Annotated in this window: 15 protein-coding genes and 3 tRNA genes; 9 read left to right on the forward strand and 9 right to left on the reverse strand. The window is 41.8% G+C overall.

The window, feature by feature from the left end:
* Nucleotide 1: 1 nt before the first annotated feature.
* The 3 genes from KNQ97_RS19220 to pilB are packed head-to-tail and all read right to left on the reverse strand — an operon-like array spanning nt 2 to nt 3,830.
* The gene (locus tag KNQ97_RS19220) at nt 2-862 is read right to left on the reverse strand and encodes an A24 family peptidase (protein ID WP_005133286.1); all 861 of its coding nucleotides are present in this window, start codon (nt 860-862) and stop codon (nt 2-4) included.
* On the reverse strand, nt 862-2,088 hold the full coding sequence (locus tag KNQ97_RS05385) for a type II secretion system F family protein (protein WP_000279218.1): 1,227 nt from the start codon (nt 2,086-2,088) through the stop codon (nt 862-864). Before KNQ97_RS05385 ends, KNQ97_RS19220 begins: the two co-directional genes overlap by 1 nt.
* A gap of 29 nt (nt 2,089-2,117) precedes the next feature.
* Nucleotides 2,118-3,830 carry a type IV-A pilus assembly ATPase PilB gene (gene pilB, locus KNQ97_RS05390; RefSeq protein ID WP_001274987.1) on the reverse strand — a complete coding sequence of 571 codons (1,713 nt, stop codon included), beginning with the start codon at nt 3,828-3,830 and terminating at the stop codon, nt 2,118-2,120.
* A gap of 290 nt (nt 3,831-4,120) precedes the next feature.
* On the opposite strand from pilB, the gene tpiA reads away from it, so the two are divergent.
* The 9 genes from tpiA (at nt 4,121) to KNQ97_RS05435 (ending at nt 11,056) form a co-directional block, all read left to right on the forward strand.
* Nucleotides 4,121-4,915, forward strand: coding sequence for a triose-phosphate isomerase (gene tpiA, locus KNQ97_RS05395; RefSeq protein ID WP_000016932.1), 795 nt, complete (start codon nt 4,121-4,123; stop codon nt 4,913-4,915).
* Between the two features lie 12 nt (nt 4,916-4,927).
* Nucleotides 4,928-5,257: a preprotein translocase subunit SecG gene (gene secG, locus KNQ97_RS05400; RefSeq protein ID WP_098732275.1), complete on the forward strand. Its 330-nt coding sequence runs from the start codon at nt 4,928-4,930 to the stop codon at nt 5,255-5,257.
* 56 nt (nt 5,258-5,313) lie between these two features.
* Nucleotides 5,314-5,398: transfer RNA gene (locus KNQ97_RS05405), tRNA-Leu, on the forward strand.
* A 42-nt stretch (nt 5,399-5,440) separates the two neighbouring features.
* A tRNA-Met gene (locus KNQ97_RS05410) sits at nt 5,441-5,517 on the forward strand.
* An 89-nt stretch (nt 5,518-5,606) separates the two neighbouring features.
* Nucleotides 5,607-5,683: transfer RNA gene (locus tag KNQ97_RS05415), tRNA-Met, on the forward strand.
* Between the two features lie 215 nt (nt 5,684-5,898).
* Complete coding sequence (rimP, locus tag KNQ97_RS05420) at nt 5,899-6,423, forward strand: ribosome maturation factor RimP (RefSeq protein WP_000777730.1); 525 nt, start codon at nt 5,899-5,901, stop codon at nt 6,421-6,423.
* A gap of 37 nt (nt 6,424-6,460) precedes the next feature.
* The gene (gene nusA / locus KNQ97_RS05425; protein WP_000532248.1) at nt 6,461-7,945 is read left to right on the forward strand and encodes a transcription termination factor NusA; all 1,485 of its coding nucleotides are present in this window, start codon (nt 6,461-6,463) and stop codon (nt 7,943-7,945) included.
* Nucleotides 7,946-7,955: 10 nt separating this feature from the next.
* Complete coding sequence (gene infB, locus KNQ97_RS05430; protein ID WP_000130326.1) at nt 7,956-10,655, forward strand: translation initiation factor IF-2; 2,700 nt, start codon at nt 7,956-7,958, stop codon at nt 10,653-10,655.
* Nucleotides 10,655-11,056, forward strand: coding sequence for a ribosome-binding factor A (locus tag KNQ97_RS05435; RefSeq protein WP_000897046.1), 402 nt, complete (start codon nt 10,655-10,657; stop codon nt 11,054-11,056). The genes infB and KNQ97_RS05435 overlap by 1 nt, the downstream gene beginning before the upstream one ends.
* A 56-nt stretch (nt 11,057-11,112) precedes the next feature.
* Here the strand turns inward: KNQ97_RS05435 and KNQ97_RS05440 are convergent, their stop codons facing one another.
* From KNQ97_RS05440 to KNQ97_RS05465, 6 genes are read right to left on the reverse strand one after another with little or no spacing between them, the layout of a single operon-like run.
* Complete coding sequence (locus tag KNQ97_RS05440; protein ID WP_001167533.1) at nt 11,113-11,517, reverse strand: Na+/H+ antiporter subunit G; 405 nt, start codon at nt 11,515-11,517, stop codon at nt 11,113-11,115.
* 12 nt (nt 11,518-11,529) lie between these two features.
* Nucleotides 11,530-11,805: a monovalent cation/H+ antiporter subunit F gene (locus KNQ97_RS05445; protein ID WP_000154076.1), complete on the reverse strand. Its 276-nt coding sequence runs from the start codon at nt 11,803-11,805 to the stop codon at nt 11,530-11,532.
* Complete coding sequence (locus KNQ97_RS05450) at nt 11,802-12,329, reverse strand: Na+/H+ antiporter subunit E (RefSeq protein WP_001177205.1); 528 nt, start codon at nt 12,327-12,329, stop codon at nt 11,802-11,804. Before KNQ97_RS05450 ends, KNQ97_RS05445 begins: the two co-directional genes overlap by 4 nt.
* Before the next feature lie 2 nt (nt 12,330-12,331).
* A complete protein-coding gene (locus KNQ97_RS05455; RefSeq protein ID WP_253611961.1) occupies nt 12,332-14,143 on the reverse strand; it encodes a monovalent cation/H+ antiporter subunit D in 1,812 nt (603 codons plus the stop codon).
* Entirely contained in the window at nt 14,143-14,511 is a 369-nt protein-coding gene (locus KNQ97_RS05460) for a Na+/H+ antiporter subunit C (protein WP_000624229.1), read from the reverse strand. The genes KNQ97_RS05455 and KNQ97_RS05460 overlap by 1 nt, the downstream gene beginning before the upstream one ends.
* Nucleotides 14,508-17,357, reverse strand: coding sequence for a monovalent cation/H+ antiporter subunit A (locus KNQ97_RS05465; protein WP_031995837.1), 2,850 nt, complete (start codon nt 17,355-17,357; stop codon nt 14,508-14,510). The genes KNQ97_RS05460 and KNQ97_RS05465 overlap by 4 nt, the downstream gene beginning before the upstream one ends.
* Nucleotides 17,358-17,460: the final 103 nt, after the last annotated feature.

Raw genomic sequence — 17,460 nt, forward strand, 5'->3', positions numbered from 1 at the left:
CTTAACCTCCCAAATAAATTTTCATAATCTGATCACCCCATAAAAAGGCAACCCAACCAGCAATGGCAATATATGGCCCAAAAGCAAAAGGCTGATTGTCATTTCTTAATTTTAATAAAATGATGCCAATGATTGCGCCAAGTAACGATGACAATAACACAATTAACGGCAGCATCAATGGCCCCATCCATGCTCCTAATGCTGCAAGCAATTTAAAGTCGCCGTAGCCCATACCCTCTTTGCCAGTGATCACTTTAAATAAGTAATAGACAATCCAAAGACATAGAAAACCAATGAGATAACCCCAAATGGCTGAGTTGGGTGAGGTATAAATATTAAAGGTATTAATACCTAAGCCGAGCGCAGCTAAAGGTAGGGTAAAGCGATCAGGCAATAATTGTGTATCGAAATCAATAAAGGTAAGGGCTATCAGTACCCATGTGAGGACGAGTCCAAAAAGCATTTGTATGGTTGGGCCAAATACCATGACGACTACTAATGAACATAGCATGGTGAGTAGTTCGATGGCTGGATAGCGAATACTAATCGGGTGCTGGCAATGGCCACACTTTCCTCTTAACATAAGCCAGCTTATAACAGGAATATTTTGATACCAACGGATCGGTTGCTGACATGCAGGGCACGATGAAGCAGGCTTACTTAAAGTTAACTTCTCATGATCAATAATCGGTTGATCAGGATTGAGTAACATTTGGCATTCTTGCTGCCAATCTTGCTCCATCATTCTTGGCGTGCGGTAAATCACTACATTAAGAAAGCTACCGATACATAGGCTCACGAGTGCAACAGCAATATAAAGTGCAGTTAAGTTTTGAATAAAATACGCAATGATGTCTTGCATTATACAACTGAGCCCATTTGGAAAATTGGAAGATACATAGCAATTACCAGACCGCCTACGAGCACCCCTAAAATTGCCATAATTAAAGGTTCCATCATAGAGGTTAAACCATCAACGGCATTATCCACTTCATTTTCATAGTAAGTGGCAACTTTATCGAGCATGCTGTCTAGTGCACCCGATTCTTCACCAATTGCAACCATTTGTATAGCCATCGATGGAAAACGATTAGAGACCCGCATAGCAAACTGAAGCTGTTGACCTGTTGCGACATCTTCCCGGATTTTCATCACAGCTTTTTCATAAATCACGTTATTGGTTGCGCCAGCAGTCGATTCTAATGCATCAATAAGCGGAACACCTGCGGCAAATGTTGTAGCAAGCGTGCGGCTATAGCGGGCAATAATTGCTTTATAAACCAAGTCCCCAAAAATAGGTAACTTAAGCGCCAGTTTATCTAAGCCATCACGAAACTTTTTACTGCGTTTTTTTGCTTCCAGAAAGGCAGCAATGACTGCGCCAATCGCAATAATCATAATGAACCAGTATTCCTGCATCCATTTCGACATATTCACAACCATTTGCGTAAATGCAGGTAAATCTGCTCCAAAAGACGCAAATAAATCTTGGAAAACGGGAACTACTTTAACCATCAAAATAATGGTCACCACAATGGCTACTACAATAACTGTTGCCGGGTATTTCATTGCTTTCTTGATTTTTTGCTTGAGCAATTCACTTTTTTCTTTGTAAATTGCAACGCGGTCCAGCATCGTTTCGAGTGCGCCTGATTGTTCACCAGACTCAACAAGTGAACAAAACAAGTTATCGAAATGTTGAGGATATTTTCTTAAAGCTGAGGCAAAAGTACTACCACCTTCGACTTCACCTTTAATACCGAGTACAACCTCACGCATGGCCGGGTTTTCTAAACCTTCAGCTACAATTTCAAAGCCTTGTACGAGTGGTACACCAGCTTTCATCATGGTCGCTAGTTGTCGAGTAAAAATCGTAATATCGAGTGTGGTGACTTTTTTCTTGAATAAACCTTCAAGAATATTTTTACGTTTTTCACGTATAGTTCGAACAGTCACCCCTTGTTTGCGTAAGGTTACTTTGGCTAAAGCCATGTTTTTAGCCGGAAGTTCTCCCTTGATTTTTACGCCCTTACGGTCAACCCCTTCATAAGCAAAAGTCGGCATCATTTGTGCCTTTTTGACAGCCATTAGATTATCCTTATTTTTTAAATAGTGTCTTATTCACTGGTGACACGGTTGACTTCTTGTAAAGAGGTCACCCCTTGCATCACCTTTTTTAAACCTGAACGACGTAGATTATTAAACCCCAATTTTTCAGAAGCAGCTGCGATTTCTAAAGCGTTGCCATCTTCCATAATAATCTTGGAAATTTCAGGTGTAACTTTCATTACCTCATAAATACCGACACGGCCTTTATAGCCTTCACGACATTCAGGGCAACCTACGGGCTGAAAAACCCGAAAATCTGGGTGCGCTAAATCTTGTTCGGTAAAGCCCATTTCTAATAAGCTTTGTTTAGGAATATCAGCAGGTATTTTGCATTGAGAACAAAGACGACGTGCTAAACGCTGTGCAATAACTAGGTTTACTGATGTTGCAATATTAAAAGAAGGAACCCCCATATTGCGTAGACGAGTCAATGTTTCCGGAGCACTATTGGTATGTAGTGTTGACATCACCATGTGGCCGGTTTGAGCCGCCTTAATTGCAATTTCTGCTGTTTCCAAGTCACGAATCTCACCCACCATAATAATATCAGGGTCTTGTCGTAAAAATGATTTAAGTGCGGCCGCAAAAGTAAGGCCTACCTTGGGGTTTACGTTAACTTGATTAATTCCTTCAAGGTTAATTTCTACTGGGTCTTCGGCAGTGGAAATATTAGAGCTTTCAGTATTTAAAATATTTAAACCTGTATATAACGATACGGTTTTACCAGAACCTGTTGGTCCGGTAATTAAAAGCATGCCTTGAGGTTTATCTAATGCCTCCATAAACAAAGCTTTTTGATCTTCTTCATATCCTAGTGCATCAATTCCTAGCATTGCGCTTGATGGGTCAAGAATACGTAGAACTAACTTTTCACCAAACAAAGTCGGGAGGGAGTTCACACGAAAATCAATCGCTTTGCTTTTTGACAGCTTGAGCTTGATACGACCATCTTGTGGGACGCGTTTTTCAGAAATGTCCATTTGAGACATTACTTTTAAGCGTGATGCCAAGCGGTTTGCAAGCTGTAGAGGGGGATTGGCAATTTGACGTAACACACCATCGACACGATAGCGCACCCGATAGGATTTTTCGTACGGTTCAAAATGTAAGTCTGAAGCACCCATACGAATAGCATCAATTAATAACTTATTAATATATTTAACAATCGGGGCTTCATCGCCTTGTGGAGCTTCTTCTTCATCTTCTTGAGCGGTAGGGCCATCAAGATTAACATCGAGATCAAACTCTTCATCATTGAAGTCAAAGCTGCTTTCTTCTGCAAAATGCTGGCCTAAAACTTTTTCGAGTTTATGGTGCTCCACAATTACAGGCTCAACCAGCAATTTACTATTAAAACGAATTGCATCAATCGCTTCGATATTGCTTGGATTACTGGTCGCAACATATAAAATTTGCCCTCTTTGAATGAGCGGCAAAATTCGATGTTTTAAAATCAGTTTCTGATCGACCAGATCTTTAGGAATCTGAGAGGTGTCATAAACATCCAGATCGAAATATGGTTCAGCAAACTCAGCAGAAATTGTTTCAGCCAATAATGAAGGGGAGAGATGAACCTCTTCAATTAAATATGCGACTGTGTCCTGCTTAGCTCTTTTCGCTGCATCTAATGCAGTTTGCATGGTCGCTGCCGACACATGCTTTTCTTCGACTAAACGTCGAAAAAACCCCGTAAATTTTGGAGATGTATGTAATGCTGACATCTGCCTGCCTATGTTAATGTGTTTATAATTGGTATATGAAAAATTATACTTTTGTTATGTAAAATTACTACCTTAGAAAGTGTTGCTCGGGTCCTACTCAGCCTATTAAAGCTTGAACCAGTCGAAGTTTTTCTTTATTAATTTTTAGAATGTCGGACTTTTAATAAAGTAAAGTTTTTTCTTAATTTCAAACACTAGAAAAGATATGAGTAATCGCGTTAAAGAAAAGTATCTGAAATTTGTATAAATGCGTGTAGAATGTGCTGCATTTTTGATGAAAGGTGAGCAGTATGTCGGGTTCGACGATTACGCCTTGGGTAGTTGGTAACTGGAAAATGAATCCAATGCGTGCCAACGCCAACCAACTTATAGAAGAATTTAAACAATTATTGCAACAAAACCAAATTGCAGATGAAAACTGCCATGTGGGCGTTGCCCCTGTTTCTATTGCCCTTACAACGGTACAAGCGCAATTACAGGATGCTGCAAGAACGGTACATACGGTTGCACAGGATGTATCACGTGTTGCTGGTACAGGTGCTTATACTGGTGAAGTCAGTGCAGAACTATTAAAAGATAGCCAAATTAATTTCGTACTGGTTGGACACTCTGAACGTCGTGATATTTTTGGTGACAACGTTGAAATTTTGAAGGCAAAACTCCAAAATGCATTAAATGCGGGTATGACTGTCATTTATTGTGTGGGCGAAAGCCTTGAACAACGTGAGCAAGGTCAGGCCGAGCAAGTTGTTCTACAGCAAATTTGTGATATTGCACCTGTAGTAACTGCTGAACAATGGCAAAACCAAGTGGTTATTGCCTATGAACCTATTTGGGCAATTGGTACAGGTAAAACAGCTTCTCCGCAAGATGCGCAAGCGATGCACGCTAAAATTCGTGAAGGCTTATGCCAACTTACACCGGCAGGCTCAAATATTGCTATTTTATATGGCGGTAGTGTAAAAGCTGAAAATGCTGTTGAGTTAGCTGCATGTCCAGATATCAATGGTGCGTTGGTGGGTGGTGCTTCATTAAATGCAGCATCTTTTTATCAAATTGTACAAGCCTTCGCGCAAAGCAAATAACGAGGATAGGGTATGCACTCTTTTGTACTTGTTGTACATATTATTTTAGCAGTACTAATGATTGCATTAATTTTAGTGCAACATGGTAAAGGCGCAGATGCAGGTGCCTCTTTTGGTGGAGGTGGCGCAGCAACAGTATTTGGTGCGTCTGGTTCAGGTAACTTCTTGACTCGCGTGACTGCAATTTTGACAGCTTTATTCTTTGTGACCAGTTTGACTCTGGCTGTTTTTGCCAAGAAGCAAACGACTGAAGCATATAGTTTGAAAACTGTACAAACGACTGCGCCAGCGCAGACTATATCGCCTGAAACTTCACCAAATGCACCAAAAACTGGCCAATAATTGGAAATAAGACTTTCCTTTTGGAATTGAAAGGACTAGAATGCGTCCCACAAGCTGCGGTGGTGGTGGAATTGGTAGACACGCTACCTTGAGGTGGTAGTGCTTTCGGGCGTGGGGGTTCAAGTCCCCCCTTCCGCACCAACTTTGAACCAGAAAGTTGAGTGCAAGCAGTTTTGTTTTTGATGCGGGATGGAGCAGTCTGGTAGCTCGTCGGGCTCATAACCCGAAGGTCGTTGGTTCAAATCCAGCTCCCGCTACCAATTTGATTAAGGTGCAACTTAATCAAGCTAATATTGGATAAGTTTACATTGACTTTTTTCGATATTTGTATATAATTTTTGCACGTTGATGCGGGATGGAGCAGTCTGGTAGCTCGTCGGGCTCATAACCCGAAGGTCGTTGGTTCAAATCCAGCTCCCGCTACCAAGTTTCTTAAAGAGGCTCACAGACAAGGTGGGCCTTTTTGCACAGTGGACTATTGTTTTCTGTGCTATATAGGGGCGATTAACGCCCTTTTTTATTGGTTATCGTATCGCTATCGTGTAGTGTCGACATCAATTGGTCAAATAGTCATGCTTCACTATAGTAAGTCTGTGTCGGTTAAAACAACCGATTGAATCGCACGAGAATGACGAGAGTAAATGAAATTATCAAATAAATCCCAAGCATTGTATGACATGATTGCTCCAGCAGTGGAGGCATGTGGTGTCGACCTTTGGGGAATTGAATTCCTTCCACAAGGTAAGCGTTCATTATTGCGTATTTATATCGATAGACCGGTTGATGAAAATGCTGAACCAGTGATTAATGAAGATGGTGAAGTAGAGCAAGGCCGCGGTATTGGTGTAGAAGATTGTGTTCGTGTTACACAACAGGTCGGCGCAATGCTGGATGTCCATGATCCGATTTCAGGTGAATATGCATTAGAAGTTTCTTCACCAGGTTGGGATCGCCCATTTTTTCAACTCGAACAGTTGCAAGGCTACATTGGACAACAGGTTGCTTTGCGTTTGATTGCTGCAGTAGAAAATCGTCGTAAATTTCAAGCAAAACTCCTTGCTGTAGACCTTGAAAATGAAGAGATTCAGGTTGAAGTTGAAGGAAAGCATGTGCTTGATATCGACAGCAACAATATCGATAAAGCAAACTTGATCTATCAAGATTAAATTTATTTAAATTATATAAGAAATCGGTAGGTGACTTATGGGCCGCGAAATTCTTACCGTTGTTGAAACGGTTAGTAATGAAAAAGGTGTTAGTCGTGAAGCGATCTTCGAAGCTTTAGAACAAGCTCTAGTTGCTGCAACGAAGAAAAAATTTTACGAGGGTACCAATTCTGAAGAAGCTCAGCTTCGTGTAGAAATTGATCGTAGAACTGGTGATTACCGTACATTCCGTCAATGGACTGTTGTGGCAGATGAAGATCATGAAATGCCAGCATGCCAAGACGCAATTTCTGATGTTGATCCTGCAAAATGGTCAATTGGCGACGTTCGTGAGCTTGAAGTAGAATCGATTGAGTTCGGTCGTATCGCTGCGCAGATTGCGAAACAGGTTATCGTACAAAAAATTCGTGAAGCAGAGCGTGCATTAGTTGCTGATGCTTATGAATCAAAAGTTGGCGAGCTAATTTACGGTGAAGTGAAAAAGCAAACTAAAGATGGTTTCATCATTGACTTAGGTGACAATGCTGAAGCTTATTTAGCTCGTGAAGAAATGATTCCTAAAGAGATTCTTCGTCCAAAACAACGTGTAAATGCTATTTTATATAGTGTAAACCGTGAAGGCCGTGGTGCTCAGCTTCTATTATCACGCGCTAAGCCTGAAATGCTTATTGCTTTGATGAAGAAAGAAATTCCTGAAATTTCTGAAGAAATTATTGAAATTAAAGCTGCGGCGCGTCAACCAGGTGTTCGTGCGAAAATCGCAGTAAAAACGAACGACCACCGTATTGACCCTGTTGGTGCATGTATTGGTATGCGTGGAACACGTATCCAAGCGGTACAGCAAGAGTTAAATGGTGAGCGTATTGATGTTGTAGTTTGGTCTGATGATCCAGCTCAATACATCGCAAGTGCATTAGAACCAGCTGATGTATCAGGCATTGTGCTTGATGAAGATGCAAAAAGTGCAGACATTATTTTTGCTACCAACGATCAATTGGCACGTGCGATTGGTTCGCAAGGTCAAAATGTTCGTTTAGCTTCTGATTTAACTGGCTACAAACTCGACATGATGCTTGAAGAAGAGTATCGTGCTCGTCAGCAGAATGAAGCTCAGCAATATCTCGACATGTTCGTATCACGTTTAGATATTGAAGAAGACTTGGCAATGGCGTTAGTAGAGATGGGCTTCACTTCTTTAGAAGAGATTGCTTATGTGCCAGCTGAAACTTTTGACGAAATTGAACTTGACGCTGAGTTAGTTGAGTTATTGCAAAGTCGTGCAAAAGAAGCTGCATTAACTGATGCATTGAAACAGCAAGAAAATATTCAAGAACCGAGTGCAGACCTTCTCAATATGGAAGGCATGACCTCTGAGATCGCTTACTCGCTAGCCGCTCGCGGTATTATTACTGTTGATGATTTGGCAGATCAAGCAACTGACGATATTTCTGATATTGAAGGTCTTGGTCATGAAAAAGCAGGTCAATTGATCATGAAAGCTCGCGAATCATGGTTTAACTAGGAGATGAAATATGACGGACAAGTCGATTAAAGAGTTAGCTCTCAGCGTAGGACGTCCTGTTGAGAAGCTCCTAGAACAGGCTCGTGAAGCAGGTTTGCCTCAACGTACAGCAGACGACATTATTACCACTGAACAACAGGACACCTTAGTCAATTATTTGAAAAAGGTGCATGGTCAGGAAAGTGGTAACACAGGAAAAATTGCGTTGAAACGTAAAACAACCAGTACCGCTAAAGTTGCAAGTACTTCGGGTAAAGCAAAAACAATTAACGTAGAAGTACGTAAAAAACAGGTTTTTGCTAAACCAAACCCAGAACAAATTGCAGCAGAAGCTAAAGCGCGTGCAGAAGCAGAAGCTAAAGCGCGTGCAGAACAACAAGCGCGTGAAGCTGCAGAGCAAAAAGCGCGTCTTCAAACAGAGCAAAAAGCAAAAGCAACTTTAGATGCAATGCGTGCTGCTCATCAACAAGATAGCGCTGCACAGTCAGCTCCTAAAGCTGCTGTTGTAGTGAAAAAACGTGGTGGTGGTACAGTAAAACCTGCACCAAAACCAGCAGAAACATTAGAGCAAAAGAAAGCGCGTGAAGCACAAACAGCTCAGTTGAAAGCAACTGAAGAAGCTGCACGTCGTAAAGCGGCTGAGGAAGCTCAGCAGCGTACGCTTGAACAAATGCGTAAGATGGCATCTAAATATTCAAATGATGATGCTACTGCAACTATTCGTGTGATTGATGATTCTCCTCTTGCTTCAGGTCTTGTTGGCCAAGCTTATGAAGATTCATTTAATCAAGAAGACCGTGAAATTAAACGTGGTGGTGCTACAACTAACCCTCGCGCTGGTAAGAAAGGCGGTCGTCGTGGTCAAGAAGAGCAAAGCTTCGTTAACCATAACAAACGTGGTTTAAAATCAAGCCAAGCGAACAAGCATGGTTTTGAAAAGCCAGTTAAAAAGCAAGTCTATGATGTAGAAATCGGTTCAAGCATTGTTGTTGCCGATCTTGCTCAAAAGATGGCGATTAAAGTACGTGAAGTTATCAAGACACTTATGAAAATGGGTGAATTGGTTAACCAGAACCAGACAATTGACCAAGATACAGCTGCACTTGTTGTAGAAGAAATGGGCCATAACCCTGTTCTAGTTTCTGATACACAAGCAGAAGATAACTTACTTGAAGCAGCTGAAGAAGCACGTGGTGAACAAACTACTCGTCCTCCAGTTGTTACAATCATGGGTCACGTTGACCATGGTAAAACATCATTGCTTGACCGTATCCGTCGTTCTAAAGTGGCGGCAGGTGAAGCAGGTGGTATTACCCAGCACATTGGTGCATATCACGTTGAAACAGACAAAGGGATTATTACATTCCTTGATACACCGGGACATGCAGCATTTACTTCAATGCGTGCACGTGGTGCTAAAGCAACGGATATCGTGGTATTGGTTGTTGCAGCAGATGACGGTGTAATGCCGCAAACTGCAGAAGCGATTGACCATGCACGTGCAGCAGGAACTCCAATTATTGTTGCTATCAACAAAATGGATAAAGAATCTGCTGATCCAGACCGTGTGTTAAATGAATTAACAACCAAAGAAATCGTTCCAGAAGAATGGGGCGGTGATGTTCCGGTTGCTAAGGTTTCAGCACATACTGGCCAAGGTATTGATGAACTCCTTGATTTAATTCTAATTCAATCTGAATTGATGGAATTAAAAGCATCTGCTGAAGGTGCTGCACAAGGTGTTGTTATTGAAGCACGTGTGGATAAAGGCCGTGGTGCAGTAACTTCGATTCTTGTTCAAAACGGTACATTAAATATTGGTGACCTTGTTCTTGCTGGTTCATCATATGGCCGTGTTCGTGCGATGTCTGATGAAAACGGTAAGCCAATTAAGTCAGCAGGACCATCTATTCCAGTGGAAATTTTGGGTCTACCAGAAGCTCCAATGGCGGGTGATGAAGTTCTTGTCGTAAATGACGAGAAGAAGGCACGTGAAGTTGCTGATGCTCGTGCAGACCGTGAACGTGAAAAACGTATCGAACGTCAAAGCGCAATGCGTCTTGAAAACATCATGGCATCTATGGGCAAAAAAGACGTTCCTACAGTGAACGTTGTTTTAAGAACAGATGTTCGTGGTACTTTAGAAGCATTGAATGCTGCATTACATGAACTCTCTACTGATGAAGTAAAAGTTCGCGTAATTAGTTCTGGTGTTGGTGCGATCACTGAGTCTGACGTAATTCTTGCCGAGTCTTCAGAAGCTGTATTGTTAGGCTTCAACGTTCGTGCTGATACAGCTGCTCGTCAGAAGAGTGACCAAGACGGTATCGATATTCGTTACTACAGCATCATCTATGAATTGATTGATGATGTAAAAGATGCCATGAGCGGTAAACTTGCTCCTGAACACCGTGAAACTATCTTGGGTGTTGCTCAAGTACGTGAAGTGTTCCGTTCTAGTAAGTTTGGTGCTGCTGCGGGCTGTATGGTTATGGAAGGCGTGATTCACCGTAACAAACCAATCCGTGTCTTACGTGATGATGTTGTGATTTTCCAAGGTGAACTTGAATCATTACGTCGTTATAAAGATGTCGTTGATGAAGTTCGTGCCGGTATGGAATGTGGTCTTGCCGTGAAAGGTTATAACGACATCAAACCTCTTGATAAGATTGAGGTTTATGATGTTCAAATGGTTAAACGGAGTCTTTAATGGCGGGTGGACAACGCTTAAAGCGAATGGCGGATTCAGTACAGCGCGAGCTTTCTGAACTTATCCGTCAGGAGTTGAAAGATCCGCGTCTGGGTGGTCTTGTGACCATCTCAGGCGTTAAAGTCAGTCCGGACTTAGGTTATGCCGATGTCTATGTGACCGTGATGGGTCGTGAATTAAGCGATGACCAAAACGAAGTGGCTCACCGTGAAACACTAGATATTTTGAATAAAGCATCTGGTTTTTTACGTCAGGAGTTGAGTCGTCGTATTAAAACGCGCATCACGCCTCGCTTGCGTTTCCATTACGATAAAACCAATGCATATGGTAACTATATGTTTGGCCTTATCGAAAAAGCGGTACAAGATTTACCGAAACGTGAGTCAGATGACGAAGAGTAATGAAAACTCAAAATAAAAAAGCCACCTTGGGGTGGCTTTTTTATGTGTTCAAGTTTTTATTCTTGAGGAGGTTCCATGGGTGGTTTGTTTTGTGAAAAACGTTGCCCAATTTTATACCGATCCCAAGGTAGAGGACGTTCAATGGCTTCAGGTACTTCACCACTCAATGAGCGTAAACGTAAATGTAGCGCGGCTTGAGCAATTAAGTTGGCTGATACAGGTGCAGTAATAAAAGCCAACAGTGTAATAAGTAACTCGGCAAAGCCAAATCGGCCTTGAAAAGCAAAAAAGATCATTGAAGCAATTAAAAAGCTACCTAAGCCTAATGTACTCGACTTGGTAGGTGCATGTAGTCGCATGAATAAATCGGGTAGACGTACCATACCGATAGATCCGACTAACATAAAAAAAGCACCGAAAACCAGAAAGATCGAAACAATAATTTCCATTGTAATTTGCATTTTGACCTTCCCCTAATCGATTACATGACCGGTTGTAAAATAACGAGCTAAAGCAGCCGTTGAAACAAACCCTAGCATAGCGACTAACAATGCCCCTTCGAATAAAGAGGTGGTTGTCCAATAAATGCCTAACACAATAATGAGACAGGTCGCATTTAAAAATAGGGTATCAAGCGCTAGTAGGCGGTCGACAATAGATGGTCCCATCACCATTCGAAAAAGGCAAAGCAACATAGAGATTGTGATAGCAATCAAGCTAATGCCAAGAGCATAAGGTAGGATGGTCATGCGTTGTCCTCCGATTTGCTTTTCACATCAAAAATTTCCATGAGTGGAGCCTCATAGCGTTGTTTGATGTCTTGCACATCACTTTCAGTATTTTCTGTGCTAAGAGAGTGGACCAAAATATCACCGCGCTCTTGATCAATACCGGCAGAGACCGTGCCAGGCGTTGTGGTAATAATCATTGCTAGTAAAGAGTTTACTTGCTCATGTTCTGTTTCTAATGGAACACGGTACCATTTAGGATGTAATTTTTTCGGGGACCCTAATACCAGTTTAGCAACCCGAAAATTGGAAACAATAATATCCCATAAGACAACAAAACACAGTTTTATGGCTGGTTTCCAATGGATATGTGGGGTTCTGGTAATAAAAGGACGAACTAGACGGGGAATAACAAGCCCCAAAATTACAGCCATAAGCAGGTCGCTCGCATCAAGACTATGCGCGAGCATTAACCAGAAGATGATAATCAAAAAAGAAACAAATGGATGCGGAAACCAGCGGTCAAGCAATTTAGATAGCTGCATTGTTATGGCTCCATAGGTTTCAGTTGACTTTCATCAGCAATGGTTGGGGTTTGCAATTTTTCTTGCTGCTGAATTTGGCGGTGTTTATATTCAGAAATATGCTCACCGTTGAAACTATCTTTTGAAATAATGTCAGGAATAAGATAGGCATTATGATCTTCAACTTCACCACCATATTTTGTTTCTGGTAAATAAGTTGAGTCATATGGCTGAACACTAATAACTTCGCCATTTTGATCAGTTTTAAGAATAGATTGCTGATACAGGGCATGATCTTGAATTTGCTGAGCGGTATTTGTGGTGTAGTGCAATACAGGTGAAGCAAATGCTACATAAGCCACTAATCCGGCAAGCAAGATATAGATGACTGTATCGTTACGTGGCGGTGCTTTTTCAGGTAAAGCACGATAAATAATATAAGCAGGATTGATCGGGTCTTCTTCTGGTGGTGATGCACGCCAGAATAAAATAAAGCCGACACGTGTTAATGCAATAATGCTTAATAGGCTCACCAAAAGAACAATACCAATAACCCAGCCTTGATATGCAGTTTCAACAGTAGCCTGCAAAATAAATACTTTCCCAAAGAAGCCACTAAAAGGTGGTAAGCCTGCGAGCATCATGGCAATCAGGAAATAAGTCAGCATGGCTGCTTTTTCTTGTTTAATTCTCGGTGCAATCTTTAAATGATCTTTAAAATCACCGCGCTGTGAAGTCATCCAGCCACAGAACAGGTAAAATGCTGCACCAATCAATGTACTGTGGACTAAATAGAATAATGCTCCAGACCACGCTTGTGTATTTGACATGGCAATTGCAATCAATAAAGTACCAATTGAAGACAGCACCATAAAGCCAACAAAACGTCTGAGGCGATCTGCACCAATTGCGCCAATCACGCCATATAAAGAAGTCACTAAACCAATTGGAAGCAACCAGCTTTTAAAGATTTCTTGGCTGAGTACATCATTAAATACTGTTCCATTGACACGCAAAATGGCATAGATCCCCACTTTGGTCATAATGGTAAAAATTGCTGCGACAGGTGTACTTGCCACGGCATAAGTTTTTGGTAGCCAAAAACCAACTGGTAGCATGGCCGCTTTAATACCAAACACGACAAATAAGAGTAAGGCACCTGCAACTGCTAATTTATGTTGATCTGCATCTAAAGTCGGTAGCAAACGTGAAACGTCAGCCATGTTGAGGCTACCTACACTGCCATAGATCATGCCAAGACCAATTAAGAACAGGGCAGAGGCTAAAAGGTTGATAATGACGTAGTGCACACCAAGCTGAAATCTCGGTTTTCCTTGTCCATGTAATAAGAGGACATAGGACGCCATGAGCAAGATTTCAAAGAAAACGAACAGGTTAAATAAGTCGCCTGTGAGAAATGCGCCACATAGCCCCATTAAAAGAAAATGGAATATGGCGTGGAAATAGCGACCTCTCGTATCCCAGTTTTCACTGGCATACCATAAAACCGGAACTGCTAAGGCATAAGTTAAAACCAGCATAAAAGCTGAAAGGCGGTCGAGTATCAGCACAATACCAAAGGGAGCTGACCACTCACTCAACTGATAAACCGTAATTTGGCCAGTGTTTGCAACAAGCAGATAACTAACAGCAGTGATTAACCCAGCTATTGCTGAGATCAAACTAATGCCACGGCGCCAAGGTTGTCGCCAATCTTCTTTTAATGCACCAGCGCCAGGGTTGCCTAGAAGCAATAAGATAAATCCAGTAAATGCCGGGATGAGGATACTGAAAATTGGTGTATTAGCTTGCCAAAAAGATAAAAAATCAAACATCACGGCTCATCCTCACGTGGGTCGTATGTTGGAGAAATATCTTCTTTAGCATCAACATGGTCACTACCAGATTCATAACGGCTACGTAATGCGAGTTGCACAATAAAAGCGGTAGTGGCAAAACCGATCACGATTGCTGTTAAAACAAGTGCTTGTGGAAGTGGATCTGTAATATTGGTGGTTTCGGTTAGGATGGCTGGTGAGCTGACTTGCAAACGACCCATCGCAAACAAAAATAAGTTAACCGCATAGCCCAGCACTGCTAAGCCCAACACAACAGGGAAGGTACGCGCACGTAAGATTAGATAAATGCCTGTCGCAACAAGTAGCCCAATGGCAGAGGCCAGTAAGAATTCTAAACTGATCATGATGATTTCTCCCCATGAGGTACAGGACCAGACATACTCGAGTGGCGAGAGTCCCCTAATACAGAAATGAGTAGCATGGTAGCGCCTACTACGGTGATATACACACCCAGATCAAAGCTCGCTGCTGAAGCCAGATGTAACTTACCTAAAACTGGTAATTCAACATAGACGTGCGCACTGGTTAAGAATGGACGTGCCCAGAACCATGCGGCAATGCCAGTAAGGCCTGCAATTGTTAATCCAGAGCCAATCCAGATTTCGTAAAGACGACCGGATTGTGCTTTTAACATTTGTTCTGCTTGATCTTGACCTAAAGCAATGTACTGAATAATCAGTGCCATTGAGGTAATTAGACCTGCAATAAAGCCACCACCCGGGTAGTTGTGCCCACGCATAAAGATATAGACACTTACGACCAATGCTAAAGGTAACACCCAAGAGGCCGTAATACGGAACATGAGCGGAGATGGGTTAAAGCGGTAGGTGAGGCCTTGTGTCATGGTGGTGCCATGTACGCGCATGCCATCCATGAGACATAGCGCACCAATCGCAGCAATGCCTAGTACTGTAATTTCACCAAAGGTATCAAAGCCACGGAAGTCCACCAAAATAACATTTACAATGTTTGAACCGCCGCCAAGTGGTAAGGATTGCTGAGCAAAGAACCATGAAATCGAATTATGATCACGCGTTAAAATAAGCCATGTAATCCAACCAATTCCTAAACCGCCAATAATTGCTAAAGCGGCATCTCTCCAACGTCTTGAGCGACGAGATTCATATGGCGTAAGTTGTGGGAGTAACGATAAGCTCATCAACAACAGAACAGTCGTAACTACATCTACCGTAATTTGAGTGAGTGCTAAGTCAGGTGCCGACATGGTAACAAATACCATGGTAACCACAAGACCAATTGCACCACTAATGAGTACAGCCTTGATACGTTCATGGTGGAACCAAAGCATCATCCAGCAACCTGAGAATAAGGTCAGCCAAAGAACTACTGCAATCCATGGTGCGTGAGTCAGCTCACGTGTACCTGTGGTAAGGCCCTGATTGAACAAAGGCAGAGTAACCATGACGATGCTAAAAGCAATGATTAAGAACAGGTAACTTTGCAAAGAACCATTTTCGGTTTTTTGTTTAATTTTTCGGCTTGTTAATAATAAATGCTTTAAGAATAAGTCAAATAAAATACGGCCTTGTAAGCGTCCTAAACGTGGGTCAAGATCGATCTTACGAATCATGCCATCTTTTGCTAGGGCAAAATAGAAAAGCGTACCGCCAACCAGAGCAATAATACTCATGATTAATGGCGCATTAAATCCATGCCAAATTGCAAGATGAGTACCTGCAAAATCAGGTTGCATAAGACTTGCACGTGTCACACTGTTAACTAGAGGCTCGACCAGTAGGGCAGGGGAAATACCGACCAAAATACATAGTGTCGCAAGCAATATAGCTGGTGCTCGCATGCCGATAGGTGGCTCGTGGGCATTTTTATTTGGAACTTGTTTACCTACGGGGCCATCAAAAAATACGCCGTGTACTAAGCGAATTGAATAACTGACTGCAAAAATACCGGCAAGCGTCGCAATAATACTGGCAAAGATAACAGTTGATCCTGAAAGGCTCGCTAATAGCTCGGTAAAGAACATTTCCTTAGAAATAAAGCCATTAGTGAGAGGAACACCTGCCATGGATGCCGCTGTAATCATAGTCAGTGTTGCGGTAAACGGTAATAGTTGCCAAATCCCACTTAACTTTCTAAGGTCACGCGTACCTGTTTCATGGTCAATGATCCCGGCAATCATAAACAGGGCAGCTTTAAAGGTTGCGTGGTTAATAATATGGAAAATTGCCGCAGCAACAGCTAAAGGTGAACCGATACCAAGCAGGCAAACGATAAGACCTAAATGACTAATTGTAGAATAGGCTAGCAGTCCTTTTAGATCTTCTTTAAAAATTGCGAAGCATGCGGCCATACAAAGTGTAAATAGGCCGACAAACGTGACAATGTTGTGATAAAGCGCAGCGCCAATGAAAATAGGTGCAAGACGAGCTAATAAGAAAATCCCAGCTTTTACCATGGTGGCAGAGTGCAAATAGGCCGACACGGGAGTGGGCGCTGCCATTGCATTGGGTAACCAAAAATGGAACGGGAACTGAGCACTTTTAGTAAATGCACCTAGTAAAATAAGCAAAAGCGTCGGAACAAAGAGATAGTGACTTTGAATGAGGTCTTTCATTCCGACAATATCATTAATTTCGTAGGTTCCTGTGATTTGTCCTAATAAGACAAACCCACCTAGCATGGCGAGTCCACCCATACCTGTAATGGTAAGTGCCATACGCGAGCCACGTTGAGCAGCTTCGTAATGACTCCAGTAACCGACTAATAGGAAGGATGAAATACTGGTAAGTTCCCAAAAGACTAATAAAATAATTAAATTGTTAGAAAGAGAAATACCGAGCATTGCTGCCATAAACAGCATGAGTAATAAATATAATTTACTTAATGAATTTTTAGGGCCTAAATAATAATAGGCATAAATATAAATGAGTGTACCGATACCGGTAATAAGAAGAGAAAATAATAAACCAAGGGCATCAAGTCTAAAGCTCAGATTAATTCCTAATTGTGGTAACCAATCCCAACTTTGTTGAATGCTTGCACCACCAAGCACAGTTTTAGCCTGAGTCAGTAATAAACCAAAACTGGTTAAACTGACTCCGATCGCCCCTAAAGCCGTTACTCCACGTGAAAACCGTTGAAGCAATGAAACAAGGGTGGTGCCTAATATTAACGGTAATAAGATAATTATCGGTAGCACACTCGTATCCATATATAATTTAGACCGAAGCCTAAAGGTGAAATTTTCATTTCAGAATAGATAGGAATTCAAAGAGATTTCCAAAGCTTATATTCTGAAAACCCGACCAAATTAG

This window comes from Acinetobacter sp. UC24323, assembly GCF_024151445.1.
Classification (GTDB): domain Bacteria; phylum Pseudomonadota; class Gammaproteobacteria; order Pseudomonadales; family Moraxellaceae; genus Acinetobacter; species Acinetobacter baumannii.

Bases quoted from the DNA above. Each gene is read 5' to 3' on its own strand.
- secG (WP_098732275.1), top strand. From the start codon at position 4,928: ATGCACTCTTTTGTACTTGTTGTACATATTATTTTAGCAGTACTAATG.
- KNQ97_RS19220 (WP_005133286.1), bottom strand. From the start codon at position 862: ATGCAAGACATCATTGCGTATTTTATTCAAAACTTAACTGCACTTTAT.
- infB (WP_000130326.1), top strand. From the start codon at position 7,956: ATGACGGACAAGTCGATTAAAGAGTTAGCTCTCAGCGTAGGACGTCCT.
- KNQ97_RS05455 (WP_253611961.1), bottom strand. From the start codon at position 14,143: ATGTTTGATTTTTTATCTTTTTGGCAAGCTAATACACCAATTTTCAGT.
- KNQ97_RS05465 (WP_031995837.1), bottom strand. From the start codon at position 17,357: ATGGATACGAGTGTGCTACCGATAATTATCTTATTACCGTTAATATTA.
- KNQ97_RS05385 (WP_000279218.1), bottom strand. From the start codon at position 2,088: ATGGCTGTCAAAAAGGCACAAATGATGCCGACTTTTGCTTATGAAGGG.
- KNQ97_RS05445 (WP_000154076.1), bottom strand. From the start codon at position 11,805: ATGACCATCCTACCTTATGCTCTTGGCATTAGCTTGATTGCTATCACA.
- rimP (WP_000777730.1), top strand. From the start codon at position 5,899: ATGAAATTATCAAATAAATCCCAAGCATTGTATGACATGATTGCTCCA.
- tpiA (WP_000016932.1), top strand. From the start codon at position 4,121: ATGTCGGGTTCGACGATTACGCCTTGGGTAGTTGGTAACTGGAAAATG.
- KNQ97_RS05440 (WP_001167533.1), bottom strand. From the start codon at position 11,517: ATGCAAATTACAATGGAAATTATTGTTTCGATCTTTCTGGTTTTCGGT.
- nusA (WP_000532248.1), top strand. From the start codon at position 6,461: ATGGGCCGCGAAATTCTTACCGTTGTTGAAACGGTTAGTAATGAAAAA.
- KNQ97_RS05435 (WP_000897046.1), top strand. From the start codon at position 10,655: ATGGCGGGTGGACAACGCTTAAAGCGAATGGCGGATTCAGTACAGCGC.
- pilB (WP_001274987.1), bottom strand. From the start codon at position 3,830: ATGTCAGCATTACATACATCTCCAAAATTTACGGGGTTTTTTCGACGT.
- KNQ97_RS05460 (WP_000624229.1), bottom strand. From the start codon at position 14,511: ATGATCAGTTTAGAATTCTTACTGGCCTCTGCCATTGGGCTACTTGTT.
- KNQ97_RS05450 (WP_001177205.1), bottom strand. From the start codon at position 12,329: ATGCAGCTATCTAAATTGCTTGACCGCTGGTTTCCGCATCCATTTGTT.